At 68.4% G+C, this 20,976-nt stretch carries 19 protein-coding genes; 6 read left to right on the top strand and 13 right to left on the bottom strand.

Annotation, left to right across the window (positions count from 1 at the left end; translation table 11 throughout):
• Window positions 1–199: 199 nt before the first annotated feature.
• From ABZ863_RS11640 to ABZ863_RS11630, 3 genes are all read left to right on the top strand, one after another.
• The gene (locus tag ABZ863_RS11640; protein ID WP_358534142.1) at window positions 200–694 is read left to right on the top strand and encodes a GntR family transcriptional regulator; all 495 of its coding nucleotides are present in this window, start codon (window positions 200–202) and stop codon (window positions 692–694) included.
• A 1,143-nt stretch (window positions 695–1,837) separates the two neighbouring features.
• Window positions 1,838–2,455 carry a matrixin family metalloprotease gene (locus tag ABZ863_RS11635; protein WP_358534391.1) on the top strand — a complete coding sequence of 206 codons (618 nt, stop codon included), beginning with the start codon at window positions 1,838–1,840 and terminating at the stop codon, window positions 2,453–2,455.
• Window positions 2,456–2,551: 96 nt separating this feature from the next.
• On the top strand, window positions 2,552–2,962 hold the full coding sequence (locus ABZ863_RS11630) for a DUF6281 family protein (RefSeq protein WP_358534140.1): 411 nt from the start codon (window positions 2,552–2,554) through the stop codon (window positions 2,960–2,962).
• 351 nt (window positions 2,963–3,313) lie between these two features.
• Here the strand turns inward: ABZ863_RS11630 and ABZ863_RS11625 are convergent, their stop codons facing one another.
• The 4 genes from ABZ863_RS11625 to ABZ863_RS11610 are packed head-to-tail and all read right to left on the bottom strand — an operon-like array spanning window position 3,314 to window position 7,380.
• A complete protein-coding gene (locus tag ABZ863_RS11625; protein ID WP_358534137.1) occupies window positions 3,314–4,150 on the bottom strand; it encodes a GntR family transcriptional regulator in 837 nt (278 codons plus the stop codon).
• 10 nt (window positions 4,151–4,160) lie between these two features.
• Window positions 4,161–5,204, bottom strand: a complete 1,044-nt coding sequence (pdxA, locus tag ABZ863_RS11620; protein ID WP_358534135.1) for a 4-hydroxythreonine-4-phosphate dehydrogenase PdxA — start codon at window positions 5,202–5,204, stop codon at window positions 4,161–4,163.
• Window positions 5,201–6,385 (bottom strand): four-carbon acid sugar kinase family protein, encoded by a 1,185-nt coding sequence (locus tag ABZ863_RS11615; RefSeq protein WP_358534132.1) that lies wholly within the window; start codon window positions 6,383–6,385, stop codon window positions 5,201–5,203. The genes pdxA and ABZ863_RS11615 overlap by 4 nt, the downstream gene beginning before the upstream one ends.
• Window positions 6,382–7,380: a 2-keto-3-deoxygluconate permease gene (locus ABZ863_RS11610; protein WP_358534129.1), complete on the bottom strand. Its 999-nt coding sequence runs from the start codon at window positions 7,378–7,380 to the stop codon at window positions 6,382–6,384. Before ABZ863_RS11610 ends, ABZ863_RS11615 begins: the two co-directional genes overlap by 4 nt.
• A gap of 496 nt (window positions 7,381–7,876) precedes the next feature.
• Between ABZ863_RS11610 and ABZ863_RS11605 the strand changes: the two genes are divergently transcribed.
• From ABZ863_RS11605 to ABZ863_RS11595, 3 genes are all read left to right on the top strand, one after another.
• Entirely contained in the window at window positions 7,877–9,496 is a 1,620-nt protein-coding gene (locus ABZ863_RS11605) for an amidohydrolase (protein WP_358534126.1), read from the top strand.
• 96 nt (window positions 9,497–9,592) lie between these two features.
• Window positions 9,593–10,315, top strand: a complete 723-nt coding sequence (locus tag ABZ863_RS11600; protein WP_358534123.1) for a sugar isomerase domain-containing protein — start codon at window positions 9,593–9,595, stop codon at window positions 10,313–10,315.
• 69 nt (window positions 10,316–10,384) lie between these two features.
• On the top strand, window positions 10,385–10,939 hold the full coding sequence (locus ABZ863_RS11595; protein ID WP_358534120.1) for a TIGR03086 family metal-binding protein: 555 nt from the start codon (window positions 10,385–10,387) through the stop codon (window positions 10,937–10,939).
• On the opposite strand, the gene ABZ863_RS11590 is transcribed toward ABZ863_RS11595, so the two are convergent.
• The 9 genes from ABZ863_RS11590 to ABZ863_RS11550 all read right to left on the bottom strand — a co-directional run bounded on the left by ABZ863_RS11590 (window position 10,880) and on the right by ABZ863_RS11550 (window position 20,955).
• Window positions 10,880–11,914 carry a sigma-70 family RNA polymerase sigma factor gene (locus ABZ863_RS11590; RefSeq protein ID WP_358534117.1) on the bottom strand — a complete coding sequence of 345 codons (1,035 nt, stop codon included), beginning with the start codon at window positions 11,912–11,914 and terminating at the stop codon, window positions 10,880–10,882. The two genes, ABZ863_RS11595 and ABZ863_RS11590, sit on opposite strands and share 60 nt — an antisense overlap.
• A 144-nt stretch (window positions 11,915–12,058) precedes the next feature.
• A complete protein-coding gene (locus ABZ863_RS11585; RefSeq protein WP_358534115.1) occupies window positions 12,059–12,904 on the bottom strand; it encodes a phosphogluconate dehydrogenase C-terminal domain-containing protein in 846 nt (281 codons plus the stop codon).
• Between the two features lie 142 nt (window positions 12,905–13,046).
• The gene (locus ABZ863_RS11580; RefSeq protein WP_358534113.1) at window positions 13,047–13,868 is read right to left on the bottom strand and encodes a sugar phosphate isomerase/epimerase family protein; all 822 of its coding nucleotides are present in this window, start codon (window positions 13,866–13,868) and stop codon (window positions 13,047–13,049) included.
• The gene (locus ABZ863_RS11575) at window positions 13,853–14,605 is read right to left on the bottom strand and encodes a triose-phosphate isomerase family protein (protein WP_358534110.1); all 753 of its coding nucleotides are present in this window, start codon (window positions 14,603–14,605) and stop codon (window positions 13,853–13,855) included. Before ABZ863_RS11575 ends, ABZ863_RS11580 begins: the two co-directional genes overlap by 16 nt.
• Entirely contained in the window at window positions 14,599–15,069 is a 471-nt protein-coding gene (locus ABZ863_RS11570; RefSeq protein WP_358534107.1) for a ribose-5-phosphate isomerase, read from the bottom strand. The genes ABZ863_RS11575 and ABZ863_RS11570 overlap by 7 nt, the downstream gene beginning before the upstream one ends.
• Window positions 15,069–16,802, bottom strand: a complete 1,734-nt coding sequence (locus tag ABZ863_RS11565; protein WP_358534105.1) for a dihydroxyacetone kinase family protein — start codon at window positions 16,800–16,802, stop codon at window positions 15,069–15,071. Before ABZ863_RS11565 ends, ABZ863_RS11570 begins: the two co-directional genes overlap by 1 nt.
• Complete coding sequence (locus tag ABZ863_RS11560; RefSeq protein WP_358534103.1) at window positions 16,799–18,151, bottom strand: MFS transporter; 1,353 nt, start codon at window positions 18,149–18,151, stop codon at window positions 16,799–16,801. Before ABZ863_RS11560 ends, ABZ863_RS11565 begins: the two co-directional genes overlap by 4 nt.
• A 162-nt stretch (window positions 18,152–18,313) precedes the next feature.
• Window positions 18,314–19,261, bottom strand: coding sequence for a sugar-binding domain-containing protein (locus tag ABZ863_RS11555; protein ID WP_358534100.1), 948 nt, complete (start codon window positions 19,259–19,261; stop codon window positions 18,314–18,316).
• On the bottom strand, window positions 19,258–20,955 hold the full coding sequence (locus tag ABZ863_RS11550; protein WP_358534097.1) for a dihydroxyacetone kinase family protein: 1,698 nt from the start codon (window positions 20,953–20,955) through the stop codon (window positions 19,258–19,260). Before ABZ863_RS11550 ends, ABZ863_RS11555 begins: the two co-directional genes overlap by 4 nt.
• Between the last annotated feature and the right edge of the window lie 21 nt (window positions 20,956–20,976).

Raw genomic sequence — 20,976 nt, 5'->3', positions numbered from 1 at the left:
CTACTCGAATGCTTCCGATCCTCTAGAATGCATCCGATGCAGCAGTTAGGCTCGCTGGAGCAACGAGGCCGATGGCTGCATTCGATGGAGATGGTCCGCCATGCCACTCGTGACAACCAACGTGGCTGCACAAGCTCTCGGCATACCGCGCCGGACCCTTGCAAGGCTATGGAAGTCCGGTGTCATTGCGCCGGACTCAGTGACAGCGGGCGGTCACGCACGGTGGGACGTTGACACCCTCCGGCGCTCGCTCGCGGCGAACCCCGAGCTTGTCGTGCTGACGGTCGAGCAGTGCGTCGCGGTTAGCGAGGCACTGGCCGACGACGACGCACGGCAAGCCGAAGTGATGCTCTACGCCGCGCGGTATCCGCGTGCGACGTTTTCTGTTGACGAAGGGTTCACCGAGGCAGAGCTGCGCTGGGTCGAACGGATCCGGGCACTGGGGGAGGCGCTCTGCCGAGTGACGAAGCCGCGCTACCAGCTCGATCCGGTTGCCGCCTACTTCTGGCAGCAGGTACGAGATCACCTCGCAGCCCGGATCGAGGCCGGCGAGTTCGACCGATGGTTACCGAACAGGGAGCTGCTTGCACTCGAATACGGTGTCAGCGTGCGGACGGTTGATCGAGCGATCCGCGAACTGGCCGGGAAGGGGCTTGTCGTGTCGTTCCCCAGCAAGGGCACTGCTCTGGCTTGACGCTGAAGCTGTGGTCAATGACAGTCACGATGACTGCGAAACACAGTGAGTGGCCGCCATGGTGTACACCACAGGCAGCGCCGCGGACAGCGTGACCAGGGCAAAGCGCCACGGGTGGTACCTACCGGCGCTCTTGTAAACAGCAGGTCAGGGGTTCGAGTCCCCTTGCCGGCTCAGTCCCGACCAGGGAGTTTCCTGAAGCGGGTCACTCCCTGGTCGTCTCTAGTCTCGGTTTCCGTCTCAGTTGGCCCGGTCAAGCGGGTACAGGAGTGGCTGTCGGACCGTCGTCGTCGCCGTCGTCCGGCCCCTGCCAGAGCAGCTCGCCGAGCTGAGTTGCGATGTTCTGCCAAGTGGGGCGACTGGGTGTCCGACGCGGCGAACGCCGGAGGCGGTGTCGCGTTACAACGCAGCGTGTCGTGCTCAACGATCAGCAGGTGCCCGTCACGCCATTGTCTGTTTTGGCTAGGCGAGTTCGTCGTATCGGGCGACCGTCTGCCGTCGTACGGCTTAGTTGCACTGGCCCGATAAGTCGGGAGAAAAGGACTATTCGACCGTCTGGCGGTGTCAGTAGCAGCGCGCGTCTGTCCATACTGGTTTCGACTCCATAGCGGCGTGGACATAGGCAATAGGGTGGCCCTTATGTTCTCCTAGCTGAGACTTCGATTCGTTACTTTGGTTGCCGTTTGGGGTTCTAAAACCTTTGTAATCGCCTTTCTTTACCTGCGGTAAAATGGAGGAATGAATGAAGAAAGCTCGAAGATCTATCACGCTCACAACATTGGGAATATTGCTGTTCGGGGCAGCGCTTTTCTTGCCAGTAGGAAATAGATATCAGGCTGTGGCGGCGCAATCTCAACTGTCGAATTCTGTGTGCGAGAGTGATGAGCCAATTTCGGCTTCCCAGTTGGCGGAGCCCGTCCGTGTGGCTGACTGTTCGTTGGTTGGGAGGTTGATCACCGGCCCGCGAGGTATCGGTGCTACAGTGCCCAAGGGGGACAATTTACGACTGTGTCAGCCTTATTTCCTGACGGGAGTGTGGGGCTGACAATCGAGAACACTGATGGTGTTGTGGCTGTAGAAGTCGATGACGCCACCACCCCTGTCGCCAGCTCACCTCGGCGCGATGGGCCGGACGTTGGCATCATGGACGCTTGCGCACAAGGCTCTTATAGGCATTTTGATAATCAGCCACGTTGGTATGGCGCGCTGAGCTGGTGGTACAACGCAAGCACGGCGGCGCGGGCAAACTTGCCGGCTGATGGTACGAGGGCTGCGTTGAGGGCGGCTAACCAGCATGTGACACTTGGGCATAATAACTGCGGGCGGCCTACTGGGCAATTCACATCGGTTGGCGCCTATCAAGGTGACCACGAGCTTTTTGCAAATATCAATAGCGTCGGCCAGTGTACGAACTTGTTTCCGAACTCGCATAACACGGTAAGCTGGGGGGCGTCTGACACCGGTTTTCTGGGGGTTTTGTGTGGAAACGGTTTCTGTGTCGGCGGCCTGTGTTCCTTTACTGAATCCGATATGTACTTAGCCTCCAATAGAGGGTTGAGGTTGAGCTTCCCGGGCGGTTGTTCAAATCTGTATGATGCGGAGGGTGTTATGACTCATGAATGGGGTCATGCCTTCGGTCTCGATCACGTTGAGGGTGCTGGCGCAACTGACTTGACGATGTTTCCCTTCCTCGACGCCTGTAGGACAAATTGGCGGTCCCTCGGATTAGGGGACTGGCTGGGGATGGACGCACTTTACTAGTCGCCGTTCCTGTCGTGTCGAGTCTACTGATGGTAAACTCGACACGGCAGTACCCAGCTGGACTGAGTATTCCAAGGCTTGGGGGTTAAGGGAAAAATGCCAAGCGGCATACGTAAGATTCTCTGCGCTGCAGTATTGTCAGCGCTACTCACTCTCTACTTGGGAGCATGCGAAACGCGCGATGACGGCGGACGAGGGCAGTCATCAGCAGCTTGCCCTATGACAGTTCAGTTTCAGAATCGCATCTATTCGGTGACAAGTAACCATTATGTGAACAGCAGTAAAATTGCTGAGGTCGGGACTGGTCGTCAACCTCAAGACTGCAATGATACTGGAAATACAGATGAGAGCGTTTCAAGCGTGCCAGTAAGCGTTGGTGAAATTGAATCGTTGTCACCGGTCAATTACATAGCTATTCGCGATTCGGTCGGATGGAAGCTGGCCGTGCGCGAAGATCTGCAAGGGTCTGTGCCTAATTTTCCAACCTTGACGAGCACTAGCAGGTAAGCTGAATGGTCCGGTGGTATGACAGCCAATGGGTATAGGATGTTATGGACTGAGGTCGGGCTGTGAAGGTTCCTGCTTGTTGGTAGTCACGCAGCATGTCGTTGGCTGTGTCCGCCGGCTCGAAAATGGCCAACGAATGTCCAATAGGCTGCAGTGGCAGATCTAACAGTCGGCGACAGCAGCGGAGCTTCACCAGACAGGTCGTCGTTTCGGCTCTTTCGGCGCGCAACAGCAGGCAAGGTGGTCTTGGTGGGCGTTCGTCTCCCGAGAACGGTCGAGAACCCCGCACTCGACAGCTTGTAAACAGCAGGTCAGGGGTTCGAGTCCCCTTGCCGGCTCAGTGATGTCCCTTCAGGCGAGCAGGTGTTGGAGCTCGGCGACCAGCTCGCGGGCCCTGGCTAGGTCGGCCGGGCCTCCGGCGGGGGCGGGTGCCTCGTCGAGGGTGCCGATCCGCACGGTCTCGACCGTCTCCGAGACGTCGATGTCGAACACCACCCGGTCGGCACGGTGCCACGCGGCGAACCATTCCAGCGGCCTGCCCTGCTGATCGCTGGTCTCGCCCTCCAGCAGCAACAGCGGCCCGCCCGGCTCAACGCCAAGTGCGCCGGCGAGCATGTCGTCTGCCGCCACCGCCCGCACCTGCCGCCTGCCGCTGACCGGGCGGAGCCCGTAGTGCTCGGTGAGCAACTGGTGCAGGGACGCGTCGGTCAGCTGCTCGGCGGACAGTCCCGGCACCCGTTCGGCGGGCAGCCAGGTGCGGACGAACGACAGCGCATCACCATCCACGAGGCGTACCCGCTCCAGGCGCAGAGTTTCCTTGGTACGCAAAAAAGTCTCGGCCGGCGGAGGCGGGGCCTGCGGGCGCAGGGAGCGCACAGTCGTCCGAAGTTCCTGGCCCCGGTTGGCGAACTGCTCGAACAGCCCGGTGGCGCGCTGCACCAGGCGGCGGTACTCCGCGGGCGAGGCCACCACGGTGGGGCGACCCTGTCTGCGGATCACCAGACCCTCGCCGGCCAGCCCCGCCACCGCCTGGCGCACCACACTGCGCCCCACACCGAACGTGGCGCACAGCTCGGCCTCGCTGGGCAGCGCCGCACCGGGTGGGAGGTCGTGGCCGAGGATCTCCTGGCGCAGCGACTGGGCGACCTGCTGGTGCAGTGGCCGTGTGTCGCTCCGGTCGACGCCCATGCGCGGGAGTCTACGAGGCCGTCGCCGAGCGGGCGGTCTCCCACACCTGGTGCCAGCCCGGTGCGAGCTCCGCCGCGCGCCGGGTGGCCAGTACCAGGCTCGCCTCCCGCGCGACGCCCTTGCCCGCGATGTCGAAGGCCGTGCCGTGGTCCACGGAGACCCGCACGACCGGCAGCCCGACCGTGATGTTGACGCCGTCGTCGCCGTAGACCGCCTTGAACGGCGCGTGGCCCTGGTCGTGGTAGCACACGATGACCAGTCGCCAGTTGCCGCGGACCGCGGCTGGGATGAGCGCGTCGGCGGGCAGCGGCCCGACGGCGTTGATGCCCTGGGCACGGGCCTGCTCGATCGCGGGCGCGAGGATGTCGGCGTCCTCGTTGCCGAAGAGCCGGTTCTCCCCGGCGTGCGGGTTGAGGCCTGCCACACCGATCGGCTCGTCGGCGCGGCCGAGTGCGCGCGCGAAAGCGCCCACCAGCCGCAGTACGTTGCCGGTGCGCTGAGGGGTCACGCCCGCGATCGCGTCGCGCAGCGAGACGTGCGTGGTGAGGTGGAAGAAGTACAGCTCGCCCGCGGACAGCACCAGGCTGAAGTTGTCGACGCCGAACTCATGGGCCAGCAGTTCCGTGTGGCCGGGCCACGGATGGCCACCGGCATGCATGGCCGCCTTGTTCAGGGGGGCGGTCACGATGCCGTCGACAGCGCCTTCCCGCGCCAGCGCGCACGCGCTGATCACGAAGCGGGCGGCGGCGTCGCCGGCTTTCGGGCTCAGCTCGCCGTAGGGCACGTCGCCAAGCGAAGGGCCGTCCTGCACCACCTCGATGGTGCGTGGGTCGTTCGTCGCCTCGGCCGGTGAGCCGAGCACGCGCACGGCGGCGGGGTCACCGCCGATGACGCCGACCGCCTTGCGCAGCGCATCGGCATCACCGATGACGACGGGGCGGCAGGCCGCACGCAGCTCGTCGTGCTCCAGCAGGGTGCGGGCCGTGATCTCCGGCCCGATCCCGGCCACATCGCCGAGGGTGAGGGCGAGCGTGGGCACCTGCGAGGCGTTCAAGGGGCGCTCCTCTTCTCTCGGACCGCGTGCGCGGCCTTGATCAACACATCCTGGTCGCCGAACCCGCCCGCCTTCGTGGCGATCGGCAGGCCGGCCGCCCAGCCACCAACGACGGTGCCGAGTGCGACACCGGGCGCGACGTTGCTTTCCAGCCGGATACCGGTGCCCTCCAACGTGGCGAGCAGGGCGCGGGCGCCGTCACCGCCGGTGACGACGACACCGGCGATCTCGCCTGCCCGCAGCACGCGCGCGGCCACGTCGGCAAGCCGGCGTGCGACCAACTCGGGGGAGACGGCGGCGACGTCTCGCTCCGGTGCGCTGATCAGCAACGCGGGCGGTTGTGTGGCAGCGGTGGCCAGCACGCCGGCGACGAACGTGTCCCATGCGGTGTCGTCGAGCAGCTGCTCCTGGCTGGGTTCGTGCCGGTTGCCCGTGTGCTCGGCGAGTGCCCCCGCCTGGTCCCTTGCGGCCGTGTGCAGGCTCGTCACGATGACCAGAGCGGTACCCGCCGACCGGGTGGGCCGCCACAACCGCGCGAGCGGAGCTGCCAGGCCAGCCGATCCCACGGGCAGCGCCGTCTCGCCGAGTTCGGCGACCGTGCGCGCGACGCGGTCCAGCTCGTCGTCACCGGCGGCGTCGAGTACGACGACCGGGCCGTTGTCCCGGACCTGCTCGGCCCAGGCGGCCGGGGACGCCAGCGGATCGAGCCGGACGAGCGGAGCGCCGAGCAGGGTCGGCACATGACTTTCCGCCACGGGTGTCACCGGGTCCCTGCCCACCGCGGTCTCGCTGACCGGTGTCCCGTCCACCAGTAGCGTGCCGTCGACCACCGTGCGCCCGGTCTGCGGGAAGGCGGGGCAGACGACGGCGACGGTCCCGGCAGGCAGTTCCGCCAGCAGCGCGGCGATCTCGGCCCGGATGGGACCGCGCAGCGTCGAGTCGACCTTCTTGAAGAAGCGGGTGGCACCGGCCTCGCGCAGTTCCTTTGCCGCCGCACGCACCCGTGCGGCAGCCTCCGCGTCAGCGCAGGCGCGCGAGTCCGTGGTGACCGCGACAACGCCTGCCTCGCCGATGCCGCCGCGCAGGCGCAGCTCGGCGGCCCAGCCTTCCTGACGGAACTGCACGGCGGTGTCGCCTGCCCCGGTGAGGTCGTCGGCGATGATGGCGATCTCGGGGCTCATGACGGCTGCACCTGCGTTTTGCCGGCGGGGCGTAGGGCTCCCGACCGTTTCAGCGCGATCGATGCCAACGTCGGCGCGAGGATGGCCGTCACCAGTACCGATGCGGCGACCTGGGCGGTGGCAGTGCCGACGAACTCCTGGAACCGGGGGTCGGCTGCGGCGACCACGGCAGGCGTGGCGATGGCGTTGCCCGCGGTTGTGCCCGCCGCGAACCCGATGCCCGACATCGCACCACGACGCAGGATGAAGCGGTAACCGAGGTAGACCAGGAAACCGGTGACCGGGGCGACGATCAGCCCGAGTACCAGGCCGGAGAGCCCGCCGGTGACGATGTCGCCGAGGTCGATGCCTGTGCCGAGGGCGAAAGCGAAGAACGGGATGACGATGTTGGGCACCGGCCGCACCACGCGGCTCCACTCGTTGTCGAGGTTGCCCACGAGCACCCCGAGCAGGAACGGAACGACGGCGGCGACGAGCGCGACCAGCGGGATGTCACCGAAGCCGGAGGCGCCGAGGAACAGCAACGTGAGGAACGGGCCGTCGTTGAGGGCGCTGGCGAGGTAGGCACCCTTGTCGCGCTCGTCGCCGTACTGGCCGGTGAAGGCCAGCCACAGGCCGCCGTTGCTGTTGTCGATCGAGGCGAGCAGGCCGAGCAAGGAGATGCCGAGGATGCCGTCGATTCCGACGAAAACACCGAGCAGGACCACCAGCCCTGCTGGAATCAGGCTCTTCATGAGCAGGACCGTGCCGGCGGTGGCGAGGATCGGGCCGCTGGTGCGCGCGGTGACCTGGGTACCGGTGGCGAAGATGAGCAGTGCGATGAGCGGCAGCGCGCTGTCCTGGAACAGGGCCGTGGTGAAGCTGCCGATACCGAGTGCGCCTGGCGCAAACGTGCCGATGATGGCGCCCAGCACCAGCGGTATCAGCATGAGACCGCCTGGAATGCGCTGCATCGTGGCGAACAGGGGAACTCGCGAGGTTTCCGGACTGCTCACGCCGGCCTCCTTGTCGGCTTGCACGGCACCTTCGCCGCACTTGTGCGTACATGTTGTACGCACAAGATGCCACAAGTGCGCCGCTAACGGAAGTGCGCGAGTCCCCCGCTCCCGCGCGCGAGTCTCCCCGTCCGGTTCGCGAGTTGCCCGGTCCGGTTCGCGAGTTGCCCGGTCCGGTTCGCGAGTTGCCCGGTCCGGCTCGTGAGTTGCCCGGTCCGGTTCGCGAGTTGCCCGGTCCGGTTCGCGAGTTGCCCGGTCCGGTTCGCGAGTTGCCCCTTCTGGCACGCGAGTTGCCCGGTCCGGCGCGGCACCGGAGCGCGCCACTCGTGGTCCCGAGCGCGGGACTCGCGCGCCTGGGCGGGCAACTCGCCAACCTGGGTGGGCAACTCGTGCGCCTGGGCGGGGGACTCGCGGGTCCGGGTGGGGGACTCGCGCGGGCGGTCCTACGCTGCCGGTAACGGTGCTGTGACCTGTCGTGCGAGAAGGGGACTGCCCAATGCTCGATCTGCTGCTGCGCGATGTGCGCGCGCTGACCATGACCGGCGAGCGGCCACGTGCGAACACGGTTGGCGTGCTGCACGGCCGGATCGTCGGCGTGGACGACGAGGTCGCCGGCCTGGCGGCACACCAGGTCGTCGACGGCGACGGCGCCGTACTGATACCCGGTTTCGCCGACGCACACAACCACATGGTCTGGTACGGCCTGTCTCTGGCGGAGCTCGACCTGTCGGTGTGCCGCACGCCGGAGGAGCTGTACGACACCGTCGCCGCCCGCGCGGCAGGCCTGCCCGCCGACGGCTGGGTGATCGGCTCGGGCTATGACGACTTCGTCCTCGGCGGGCATCCCGATCGCGCCGCGTTGGACTCGGCGGGCGGCGGCCGACCGGTCTGGCTCAAGCACCGCTCCGCGCACATGTGTGTGGTGAGCTCGGCGATCCTGGCGCAGGCCGGGGTGCTCGACGGCTCGGCGACGGTGCCGAAAGGCGGTGTCATCGCGCGTGACGATGACGGCGCACCGACCGGGCTACTCGCCGAGCAGGCGCAGCAGCTGGTGGACGCGCTGGTGAAGCCGTACCCGGTCGAGGAGCTGGTCGCCGCTATCGAGCGGGCGGCGCGGGTGTACGTGACCGAAGGCCTCACCCACGTGACCGAGGCCGGGATCGGCGGCGGCTGGATCGGGCACAGTCCCGCCGAGGCGGCGGCCTACCAGCTGGCTCGGCAACGCGGACTGCTGCCGCTGCGGGTGGAACTGATGCCGGCGAGCGAGGTGCTGCACCCGGTGCACGAGGACGCCTTCGGTCTCGATCTCGGTCTGCGTAGCGGGTTCGGCGACGACTTCCTGCGGATCGGCCCCATGAAGATCTTCACCGACGGAGCCCTTTCCAGCCGCACGGCCGCGGTGACCGAACCGTTCTGCGGACACGGCGGCGACGGGGTGCTCGGCGATGATCCCGAGGTACTGCGTGCCCGCATGCTCGCCGCGCATCGCGGCGGCTGGCGCATTGCCGCGCACGCGATCGGCGACCGTGCCATCGACCTCACGCTCGACGTGCTCGAACAGGCCCAGCGTGAGCTGCCAAGGCCGGACGTCCGGCACCGCATCGAGCACGCCGCCATGGTCCGCCCGGACCAGCTGGAGCGTATGGTCGCGCTCGGCGTGGTTCCGGTGCCGCAGGCCCGGTTCCTGTACGAAATCGGGGACACGATGGCCGAGGCCATCGGCGAGCATCGCGTGCCGTGGCTCTACCGACACAAGTCCTTTGTGGACGCTGGGCTGCGCGTGCCAGGTAGCTCGGACCGGCCGTGCGTTTCGGCGGGCGCGCCACTGCTGGGGATCCGCTCGATGCTCGAGCGGACCACAAAGGCCGGTGCCGTGCTCAGCCCGGACGAGAGCGTCGACGCCGAGGAGGCGTTGCGGGCCTACACCACCCACTCGGCCTACGCCGCGCATCAGGAGAACGAGCGTGGTCGCATTGCCGCGGGTGCGTTCGCCGACCTGGTGTTGCTCGACGACGATCCGACGACTGTACCCAGCTCACGCATCGGTGACCTGGAGGTGCTCGCCACCTTCGTCGCCGGACGTGCGGTGCACGGCGACCGTTTCAAACAGGAGTAATTGGTCTGGACGATTCGGCCCAGGCTGGTCTAGCGTGACCCGGCGAGGGCCCACACTGTCCACTGTGGTGACTCGGCCCTCGGGGGAGGTGCCGGTATGCGTGAGGACGTCCGGCTGCTGCTCGACGAGTTCGATGCGCGGCACGACGACCTCGCCCGCGCCGCGCGGATCGTGTTGGCCTCGGTCGCGGCGGGCGGGATCGTGCATGCCGCCGGTGCGGGGCATTCACTGGCGATGGTGTGCGAGACGTTCTACCGAGCGGGTGGGCTGGCGGCGGTGCGGCCGCTGTGGGATCCCGAGGTGTTCCCGCTCGCCGGTGCGTTGCGCAGCTCGACGGCCGAGCGGGAGCCCGGTCGCGGCCGGACGCTCGTGGCCGCCACCGATCCGGCTCCGCCCGACGCGATGGTGGTGTTCTCCACCAGCGGGACCAACCCGTACCCGGTGGAGATCGCGCAGGAGTCGCTGGCCAGGCAGGTCCCGGTGATCGCGGTGACATCGCTGGCCGCGTCGGCAGGTGCGGCGGACCGCTGTGGCGCCCGGCTCGCCGATCAGGCAACGGTGGTGCTCGACACGGGAGTGCCGCCTGGTGACGTGGTGTATCCCGCCGGTGCGCCGCGGACGGCGGCGGTGTCCACGGTCGTGGGTGCGTATGCCTGGTCAGCGCTGCTTGTCGAACTGGACCGGCAGGCGAGCGCGCAAGGCATCCCGCTGCCCTTGTGGACCAGCGCGAACGTACCCGGTGGCGATGAGCGCAACGCCGAGCTCGTCACCCGGTACCGCGCCCGGATCCCCGAGCTCACGGGCCGTCGGGCCGGTTGAACGCAGCCTGACCGATGAGTTCCGCGGTTCCGCGCGGTCCGTACTTGTGAGCGCACGGAAGGAGCCGGCATGAGCGGCGGGCTGGCCCTGCTCGAGCGCGCGATCGGCTACACGCTCGGCAGCCTCGACCTGGTGACACCGGATGCGTTGCCGTTGCCGACTCCGTGCCAGGGCTGGGATCTCGCTGCGCTCCTCAGCCATATGAACGACTCGCTGCTCGCGCTGTGCGAGGCCGCTGATCTCGGCTGGATCGCACTCGATCCGGTCGGCGACGATCCCACTGACCCCGTGGCCACCCTGCGGGAACGCGGGTGCCGGCTGCTCGGCGCCTGGACCAATGCCGAGCGCGACAGGACCGTCTCCGTCGCAGGAAGACCGCTCGCCGCGGAGATCGTGGCCGGTGCGGGTGCTCTCGAGGTCGCGGTACACGGCTGGGACGTTGCCCGCGCGTGCCGCGTGACACGGCCGCTCCCGCCTGCGCTCGCGCGCGAGCTGCTGGAACTGGCGCCGCTGCTCGTCACCGGCGCCGACCGGCTCGGTCGCTTCGCCCCGCCCATCGCCGTGTCACCGGCGGCCGGACCCGGCGACCAGCTGCTGGCCTTCCTCGGCAGGAACCCGCTCTGAAGGAGCCGGCTGCGTGAGCGGCAGTCCGAACAGGTCGAACAGCCGCACATCCAGGAAGTTCGCGACGTGGCTGATCCCGTGCGCGGTCAGTGTCAGTACCTGGAGCGTGAACGCGTGGTAGGTGCCGTGCTCCGGGTCGCGCAGGTACAGCGCGAACCCGGGCTGGCCGTTCGCCTCGATCGGCAGCAGCAGCACACCGCCAGGACGCGCCGGGCACCGGTTGGCCAGGTGGTGGCCCACGTCGGCGGGGCCGGAGTACCACTCGACGTACGGCGGCATCTCCCAGACGACGTCCTCGGTGAACAACGAGACGAGCGCGTCGACGTCCTTCCGCTCGAACGCCGAGGCGTAGCGGTCGAGCAGTGCACGCTGCTCGGCGCTGCTCGGTTCGGCCGCACCGTCCGGCGTCGGGGATGCCTGAGCGAGCTGGGCACGGGCACGTTGCAGGACGCTGTTGACGGCGGTGGTCGTGACACCGACCGCGTCCGCCACCTCGGCGGCACGCCACTTGAGCACGTCGCGCAGGATCAGCACCGCCCGCTGCCGGGGTGGCAGGTGCTGCAGTGCCGCGATGAACGCGAGCCGGACGCTCTCCCGCTCGGTGACGATGGTGGCCGGATCGTTCTCGCTGCCGACGACTCCGTTGGGGATCGGTTCGAGCCAGTGGATGTCGGTGCGCTCGGCGAGGTCGTCCGCGGGATCGGCACTTCCGCCGAGTCCTGTGGGCATGGGGCGCTTGGCGCGCTGTTCCAGCGCCGTCAGGCATGCCGTCGTGGCAATGCGGTGCAGCCACGTGCGCAGCGACGACCTGCCTTCGAATTGGTCGTAGGCACGCCACGCGCGCAGGTAGGTCTCCTGCACCAGGTCTTCGGCGTCGTGTGCCGAGCCCAGCATGCGGTAACAGTGCGCCAGCAGCTCACGGCGGAACGGATCCGCCTGCCGCAGGAACTCGTCGTCGGTGTCGGCCATGGCCATGCCCTTTCGCTCCCCTCGGATGTGCCCATCGTGACAGACCCCACCGACAGAAAGAGCTGATCGCCGATGAGTCACGGCATGGCGCGCAGGGCGTAACCACGCGTGGTGACCCGTTGCCAGCGGTAACGGGTCACCGGCGGACACTCAGCGATTGACAGCGTCGATCCTGAGCATGCGAGCGATGACCTTGTCGAGCTCGCTGTCGTCGAAGATCTTCTTCCAGTCGTCCTTGATGATCGTCTCCCGCCCGTAGTCCATGGCGATCAGGCAGGCGTCGGAGAACGGGTTCGAGCCACGCAGTGTGTTGGTCAGCGCCACCTGAACGTGGCCGAGCAGCATCGCCCGCGCCGCGGATTCCGGCACGCCCACGGTGTGCACCGTCTCGTGCAGGGCCTCGTTGAGCAGCGAGCCCACCATGCACGCGACCGTCTCCACCAGCGTCGGCTCCAGCACGGCCAACTGCTTCACGGTCACCCAGTGGACATCCACTACCGGCGCGTACATCGTCCGGACGACCTCGTCGGCGAGCTTGCGCGCGGCCTCGTTGTCCGATTCGAACGCGGCGACGACCTCCTGCGGCGCGGCGATGCCGCCGAAGGTGTCGGCGTACTCCTCCTTGGTGGTGCGTTCGAGGAACACCGACGGGTGGCAGGGGTGCGCCACGGCGTACTCGATGTCCTCGCGCTTGAGCAGCAGGTTGGCGTAGGCCGCCGCCGGGTCGAGGGTCAGCACGATCGTGCCCGGCTTCAGCTCCGGCACCAGAACCTCGGAGACCTTGCCGAGCACCACGTCCGGCACGGCGAGAATCACGACGTCGCTCTGCCGCGCGGCCTCGACCGAATCGGTGACCTCACGGCCCTGGCTGCGCAGGAGCTCCTGCCCGGCTGGCGAGTTCTCGCTGTAGAGCACGTGGTAGTCGCTCTTGGCGAAGTTGTTGGACACGCGCTGGCCCATCTTGCCGCCGGCGCCGACAACCGTAACGGTGGTCATGATCTGCTCCTCTGTGCTTGTTCCAAACGCGCAACACGATCGTGTCGCCGGGGCTTCCCGATTTGCCTATGCATCTTGTGTCTCACTGTTCGGAAGCCCCGCCGCCACGATCACGGGGGCTTCGCCCGGGTGCGTTCGAGCGCTAGACATCGCGGTCCGCTCCAGTTGCGGCGCTGCTCCTAAGAAATTCGACACTGTGCCGCGTCCACTCGTCTTCGAGCCGGCAGGTCTCCGCGAAGTCGTCCTGCCGGGGAAGCCAGTGCTCCACGATCTGGTTGATGTTCTTCTCGCCGGGCCGGACGCGCTCGATCATGGCGTCGTAGTCCAGGCGGCCCTCACCGAGCTTGCAGCCGGACAGGGTGAAGCCGACCCAGCCCGCCTGGCGCGCGAAAGTGAAGTCCTTGACGTGGATGTTCGCCACGTGCCGCGCGGTCGTCTCGATCACCTGCCGTGGCAGCTCCAGGTTCGCCACGCAGTTCGCCGGGTCGAGGCAGATGCCAAGGTGTTGACTGCCGACGGCGTCCACCACGTCCACCAGGTCGGCGGCGCGGACCTGCTCGTATGTCTCCAGTGCGAGGGTGACGCCGCGCTCGGCGTAGCCCGGCATGGCCTCGCGTAGGTGCTCGGTCGCCTCGGCCAGTGTCGGCCGGTGCTCGGCCGAGTACAGCATGCTGCGTACGAGGGAGACATCCAGCGCCTCGGCGAGTTCGAGGTACCTGCGCAGATGCGCGGGGTGCACGCCGCGCGTGCCCAGCTCCAGCTGGATTCCGTTGGCCGCGGCGGCGGCGCGCACGTCACGCAGGTCTGCTGTGGACAGTTCCTCGACACGCGGGTAGTCGCAGAGCTGGAACACGCTCGCGCCGAGTTCCCGGGTTTGCTCCAGCATGCCGGGCACGGTCAGCGGTTTCTCCGCGTCGGGCGAAATCCGCCAGAAGAACGCGTAGGTGCTCAGGCCGATTGCCATGTTCCTCCCTTCGCCAGTGCCAGCGCTTCGTCCACAATGGTCGCAACGGCGGCCGGGTCGTGGGCGAAACGTCCGAGGAAGAGTCCGTCGACGGCGCTACCGAGCCGGGTGACCAGGCCGGGACCCGCGCTGCCACCGTAGATGACGCGCACGTCACCCGGCAGGTCCTGCTTCAGGGCGGCGCACACCTCGGCGATGTGCTCGTCGGGTGCGGGCTCGGTGGCACCGATCGCCCAGTGTGGTTCGTACGCCACGGTTACCGGACCGCTCGCATATCCCAGTGCTGCCTCGACCTCCCGGCGGCACCAGGCCGCCGCCTCGGTTGCCGGGCCGCGTTCGGGCTCACCGACACACAACACGGGTACCAGTCCGTTGCGTAGCGCGGCGGCGGTCTTGCGGGCGACGATCTCGGCGTCCTCGCCGAAGATCCGGCGCCGCTCGGCATGCCCGACCTCGACGTAGGTGCAACCCAGCTCGCGCAGCTGCTGCCCGCTGACCTCGCCGGTGAAGGCGCCGCTGTCCTCCCAGAACAGATCCTGCGCGCCGAACCGCACCGGTGTGCCCGCGAAGATCTCCGCGACACCCATGATGCTGGGGAACGAGGGCAGCACGAACAGCTCGGCGAGGCCGGTACGGATGGCCTGGTGGTGCCGCGCGATCTCGGCGACGGCGCGACACCAGTCGAGTGTGCTGGCATGCCCGAAGTACATCTTCAGGCTGACGCCCAAGCTCAGCACGAGCCTGCGCTCTCGTACTCGCTGAGGACAGCCACTTTGGCCGCCGACGGCGACGAGTCGTCGAAGCGGTAGGTCAGCCACTCACGGGCGAGCCGGCGCGCGAGTTCGAGCCCGATCACACGCTGGCCGAACGTCAGTACCTGCGCGTTGTTGCTGAGCACCGAACGTTCCACGGAGAAGCTGTCGTGCGCGGTGACGGCACGGATGCCGGGCACCTTGTTGGCCGAGATGGCCACGCCGAGCCCGGTGCCGCACACGAGCAGTGCGCGGTCGGCCTTGCCGGCCACGATCAGTTCCGCGGCGGTGACGGCGATCTTCGGGTACGGCGTCCTGCCGCTCGCGTCGACGCCGACGTCCACAACGGACTCGACGAGCTCGCTGGCTTCGAGGTCGGCCTTCAGTACTTCCTTGTAGTCGAAGCCGGCGTCGTCCGAGCCGACGACGATGCGCCACTTGTCTGCCATCACACACCCTTCGATTCGGTGAGAACGCCATGTACGGCGCCGACGATCAGTGCCAGCGAGATCGCGCCCGCATCGGGCGTGCCGACGCTGCGCTCGGCGAGCGGGCGGGCCCTGCCGATGCGGGGTACCAGGTCCGCGGTGGCCTGCGCCGCAACGTCGGCGACGGCCGCAGCGGTGCCCCACCCCTCGGCGAGCGCCTGCCCCTCGCCTACCGAGTGCGCCAGCGCGTCGGCGAACGGGACGAGTACGTCGACCATCGTCTTGTCGCCGACCTCGGCGCCGCCCACGCGCAGCACGCCGGCCAGGCCCGCGGCGACCCCGTCGGACACGGTCTGCACGGTCGGCTTCGCCTCGTCGCCGAGGGTGCTCGCTACACCACGCAGCAGCAGGCCCCACAGCGCACCGGACGTGCCGCCTGCCTTGTCGGCCCAGGCGTCAGCGGCGCGCGTCAGCAACGTGCCCGCGCCTGCACCGCCGCGAAGGGCCTCGTGCGCGGCATCAACGGCAGCAACGGCGCCACGCTGCATGCCGATGCCGTGGTCGCCGTCCCCAGCGACCGCGTCAATGCGGCCCAGCTCGTCGGCATTGCCGTCGATGACCTTGCGGACTGCCTCCAGCGCCGCGAGTACCGTGCGTGCGGTGTGCCGGGACTCCGCGCTGCCCAACGGAATCGTTGCTTCCGCTGCCGCGGCGTTGTCGTCCTCAGCGGCCGGTGGGGCGGCGGTCACCGCCCCCTTGCGGAACGCCGGCGCGTCCGCCGGAGCGGTCCAGTACTGCTCCAGTTCCTCGTCCAGCCAGAACAGGGTGAGCGAGGCGCCCGCGAGGTCGAAGCTGGTCACGAACTCGCCGACCTCCGGGTCGACGACCTCGATGCCGGCCTCGGCCAGCAGCTGTGCGACTCGCCGGTAGACGACGAACAGCTCCTCGTGCTTGACCGTGCCGAGCCCGTTGAGGATCACCCCGGCACGCTGGCCACGCACGTCGGTGATGTCCGGCGGCAGGTCGGCCAGCAGAGTCCGCACGAACAGCTCGGCCAGCCCGTCGGCGGTGGGCACGTCGTCCTCACCGATGCCGGGTTCACCGTGGATGCCCATGCCCACGGCCATTCTGCCCTCGGGCACCGTGAACAGTGGTTCGCTCGCGCCGGGCAATGTGCATCCGGAGAAGGCGACGCCGAACGACCGGGTGCGCTCGTTGGCGCGCTCGGCAACGCGGTACACCTCGTCGAGGTCGAGCCCTGCCTCCGCGGCCGCTGCGGCGGCCTTGAACACCGCGAGGTCACCGGCGACCCCGCGCCGCTTGGCGCTCTCCTCGCGCGAGGCGCTCGACACGTCGTCGGTCACCGCGAAGGTACGGGTGCGGATTCCGTCCTGGTTGAGGCGTTCCGCCGCCTGTCCGAAGTGGAGGACGTCACCGGCGTAGTTGCCGAAGCACAGCAGCACACCGGCGCCGGTCTCGGCCGCCTTGGCAACCGAGCACGCCTGCTGTGCCGAGGGCGAGGCGAAGATGTTGCCGGACACCGCGCCGTGGGCGAGGCCCTGGCCGACCAGGCCGGTGAACGCCGGGTAGTGGCCGGAGCCACCGCCGACGACGACCGCGACCTGGCCGGGCACCTTCGCGGTGTTGCGCACCACACCGCCGGGCACGCGGCGCACCCAGCGCTGGTGCGCGGCGACGAAGCCTTCGACTACCTCGTCGGCGAAGTCCGCCGGATCATTGAACAGGCGGGTCATGCAGCGCTCACCGCCTCTTCGTGGTCATCCTGCGGTGCAGCGGTCCGGCCTCGCTTGGCGAGCGCCGTCATGAGCACTGCCGAGAGCACCATCAGGCCGCCGACGACGAACATCGGCAGCACGTAGGAACCGCTGACGTCGTTGAGGTAGCCGGTGACGTAACCGGCGGCGAACCCCGCGATGTTGCCAAAGGTGTTGATGAGCGCGATGCCGACCGCCGCGGCCGCCCCGGTGAGGAACTGCGCCGGCACGGTCCAGAAATTGGGCAGCGCCGCGAAGATCGAGCAGGCGGTGAAGGTGATCACCACGATGGTGGCCGCGGGGGAGTCCATGTACAGGGCGAGCGGGACGCTCACGCCGCCGACCAGTGCGGGCACGGTGATGTGCCAGGGCCGCAGGCCGCGCCGGGTGGCGTCGCGCGACCACAGGTACAGCACGATCGCGGCGGGGACGTACGGGATCGCTGTGATGAGGCCCTTCTCGAACACCGTGAACGTGGTGCCGAAGTTCTCCTCGAAACCGCTGATGATCGTCGGCAGGAAGAACGCCAGCGCGTACAGGCCGTAGATGAATCCGAAGTAGATGAACGCGAGCGTCCACACGCGACCGCTCTTCACTGCCGCCAGCATGCCGCCACGGTGCGAGGTGTGTCCGGTCTTCGTCTTCGCCTCACGCTGCAGTGCGCCGGTCAGCCAGGTCTTCTCCTCGGCGGTGAGCCACTTGGCGTCGGCAGGGCTGTCGCTGAGGTAGAACCAGGTGACGATGCCGATCAGGATTGCGGGCACCGAGACGCACAGGAACATGAACCGCCAGCCCTCGAGCCCGAACGCGCCGTCGTGCCCGATGAGCCAGCCGGCCAGCGGAGCGCCGACGACCGTGGTGAGCGGCTGGGCGAGGTAGAACAGCGCGAGGATCTTGCTGCGGTGCCTGGCGGGCACCCACAGGCTGAGGAACAGGATGGCGCCGGGGAAGAAGCCGGCTTCGGCGATACCGAGCAGCAGGCGCAGGGTGTACAGCCCGCCGACACTGTCCACCCAGGTGAACAGCAGCGAGACGATGCCCCAGGACACCATGATCCTGGCCAGCCACTTGCGCGCGCCGAAGCGGTGCAGCGCGATGTTGCTGGGGACCTCGAGCAGGATGTAACCGACGAAGAAGACACCGGACGCGAAACCGAACTGCGCGGCGGTGAGACCGAGGTCGTCGTTCATCCCGTTTGGACCGGCGAACGAGATCGCGGTGCGGTCCAGGTAGTTGATGAAGAACATGAGTGCCACGAAGGGCACGAGACGGACGGCGATCTTGCGGATCGTGGACCGTTCTACGGCAGACTGCTGGGTGGCGTCCACTTCGACTCCTGACGGGGGACCAAAACCACGTTGTTCGGGCTGGGTCCGCCGATGCTAAGCACGGGTAACACGTCCGGCCCAGCCGTCGTGAGAGAAGTTGCAGTGTTCCGGCGAAGTCTGCGCGCAGTTTCGATCAAGTTGGGCCAGCCGATGAGAATCGGTTCAACCGATGAGTCGCTCGGCGGCTTTCGTGTCGACGATCAACTCGGTGACCGCCCCTGCCAGCAACGCTGCCCGTAACACGGGCGCCTTCTCAGCACCGAGTGCGACGCACATCCGCCGGGGGATCCGCCGCAACGTCTCGATCGGCGTGCCGCTGGAACGCTGGTTCATCGCGATGTCCGCGCTGGATCCGCGCGCGTGCAGGAACACCGTGCCCAGATCACCGACGACGCTCTGGTCGGTGAGCGAGCGCAGGTCCTCGCGGTCCAGGTAGCCGGCGCGGTAGAGGTGCCCCGGGATGCTGCCGTTCAGCGCGCCGACCGAGAACAGCGCGATATCGGCCCGTTGCTGCATGCGCAGGATTCGTTGCACGCTGCGTTCGGACCACATGGCCGTGCGGGTGGCCGGCGAGTCGAAGAACGCGGGCACGGGGAAGTGGTGCACGCGGGCGCCGAGCACCGCGCCGAACCGGTCGAATACCCCGGAGGCGTACTCGGCGCCGGAGGAGAAGGTGTTGCCCGACCCGCTCATCTGCACTACCTGCAACCCGGGCACGACGCCAGGGGTGAGATTGCGGGCCAGCGTGGCGATCGTGATGCCCCACGTGATGGCGATCGTCAGATCCGGTGCCAGCGTCAGCCGGAGCTTCGCGGCCGCCTGCGTTGCCACGTGCAGCAGGCGTTCTCCCTCGGTGGCACTGACCGGTGGCACCACGACCGTGGCCTCCACGCCGAAGCGATCGGCGATGAGCCGTTCCAGCGTGCTCGCCGCGCGTCCCTCCCTGTGCACGGTGATCTCCACGAGCCCGGCTGTGCGGGCCTCGCTGACCAGCCTCGACACGGTCGCGCGGGAACAGCTCAGCTCCTGGGCGATGGCTTCCATGGTGCGCTGCTCGCCGTAGTACAGCTCGGCCGCCCGCAGCACGAGCGCCCTGCGTTCGGGATTCATGCGAGGTGCTCGGCGATGGCGGTGACGACGATGGCGAACGACACCGCGCCGGGATCGCGGTGCCCGAGACTGCGGGCAGCCAGCGGCCGTGCCCGCCCGAGCCGGGGGCTCAGTGACGCGGTGGCGTCAGCGGCGCGGGTGGCGACCGTCGAGGCGTTGACCCAGGCGGGTCCCAGCGGCAGCTCGGCGGCGAGATCGGCCTCCAGGCTCTCTACGAACGGCAGGAACGCGTCGACGACGGTCTTGTCACCGACGCGGGCGTTGCCGTGTGCGGTGATGGCGTCGAGCGCGGACCGGCACGCCGCCGGAACACCCTGCGGTGGCAGGTCGATGTCGGAGAGCACTCGCGCGGCGGCCCGCAGGCCGGTACCCCACAGCGCGCCGGAGGACCCGCCGGCGCGGTCACTCCAGGCATCCGCGGCCACCAGCAGCGTCGTCGCCGTGCCAGCGCCCTCGGCGACGGCCCTGGCCGCGGCATCCGCGGCGGCCCGCGCACCTCGCGCCATCACGCGCCCGTGGTCACCGTTGCCCGCGACGGCATCGAGATCGCCCAACTCCCGCTCGTTCCGCGCGAGCGTGTCCGCCGCCGTCTCCAGCGCCGCCTGCACGACCTTCGCGACCTGCCGGGACGCCTCGCTCGCAGCGGGGATCACCCGCTCGGTCACTGGAACGACCGGGCGCGGGGCCGGCGGCGCGGTCATGGCGTGGCCCTTGCGGTAGGCGGGGCTGTGTGCCGGGGCTGCCCACAGCGCTTCCAGTTCGTCGTCGAGCCAGGCCACGGTGAGCGAGAGCCCGGCCATGTCGAGGCTGGTGATGAACTCGCCGACCTCCGGCTCCACCACGTCGACACCCGCGCTCTCCAGCCGTGGCAGCACTTCGTTCCACAGCACGAAAAGCTCTTCGTACATCGTCGAGCCCATGCCGTTGAGCAGTACCGCCGCGCGGCGGGCGCCGTCCGGACGCTCGGCGAGTACCCGTTCGACGAGCAGCCGGGCGAGGTCGGCGGCACGCACCAGTGGCTCCTCGGTCACCCCCGGCTCGCCGTGGATGCCGAGCCCAACGCCCATCCGCCCGTCCGGCAGGGTGAACAGCGGCCGCTCCGCACCCGGCGGGGTGGGCCCGGCGAAGGCGATGCCGAGCGACACGGTGCCCGCGTTGGCGCGCTCGGCGACCTCGACCACGCGTTCCAGGTCGTAGCCCGCCTCGGCGGCGGCACCGGCGATCTTGACGACCACCAGGTCGCCTGCGGTGCCGCGGCGCAGGGAGCGCTCGTCGCGGGGTGCGCTGGCGAGGTCGTCGCTGACGACCACCGAGCGGGTCGGGATGCCCGCCTCGTTGAGCTGGGCCCTGGCTGCCTCGAAGTTCAGCACGTCACCGGCGTAGTTGCCGTAGCTGAGCAGCACACCACCACCCGCTTCCGCAGCGGCGGCGACAGCCATGACCTGCTGCGTCGACGGGGAGGAGAAGACATCGCCGACCACGGCGGCGTCGGCAAGGCCGGGACCGACCCAGCCGGCGAAGGCGGGGTAGTGCCCGCTGCCGCCGCCGATCACCACGGCGACCTTGCCCGGCGCGGCCTGTGTCGCGCGCACCACACCGCCCGGCATCCGCTGGACGAATGCCGGGAACGCGCGCGCGAAACCGGCGAGCATGTCGCCGGCGAAGTCGGCCGGGTCGTTGAAGATCTTGGTCAAGGAAGTCCTTCCGTCCTCGCT

The organism is Saccharomonospora sp. NPDC046836 (assembly GCF_040645195.1).
Classification (GTDB): domain Bacteria; phylum Actinomycetota; class Actinomycetes; order Mycobacteriales; family Pseudonocardiaceae; genus Prauserella_A.
This window is presented reverse-complemented; position numbering and strand designations above follow the sequence as displayed.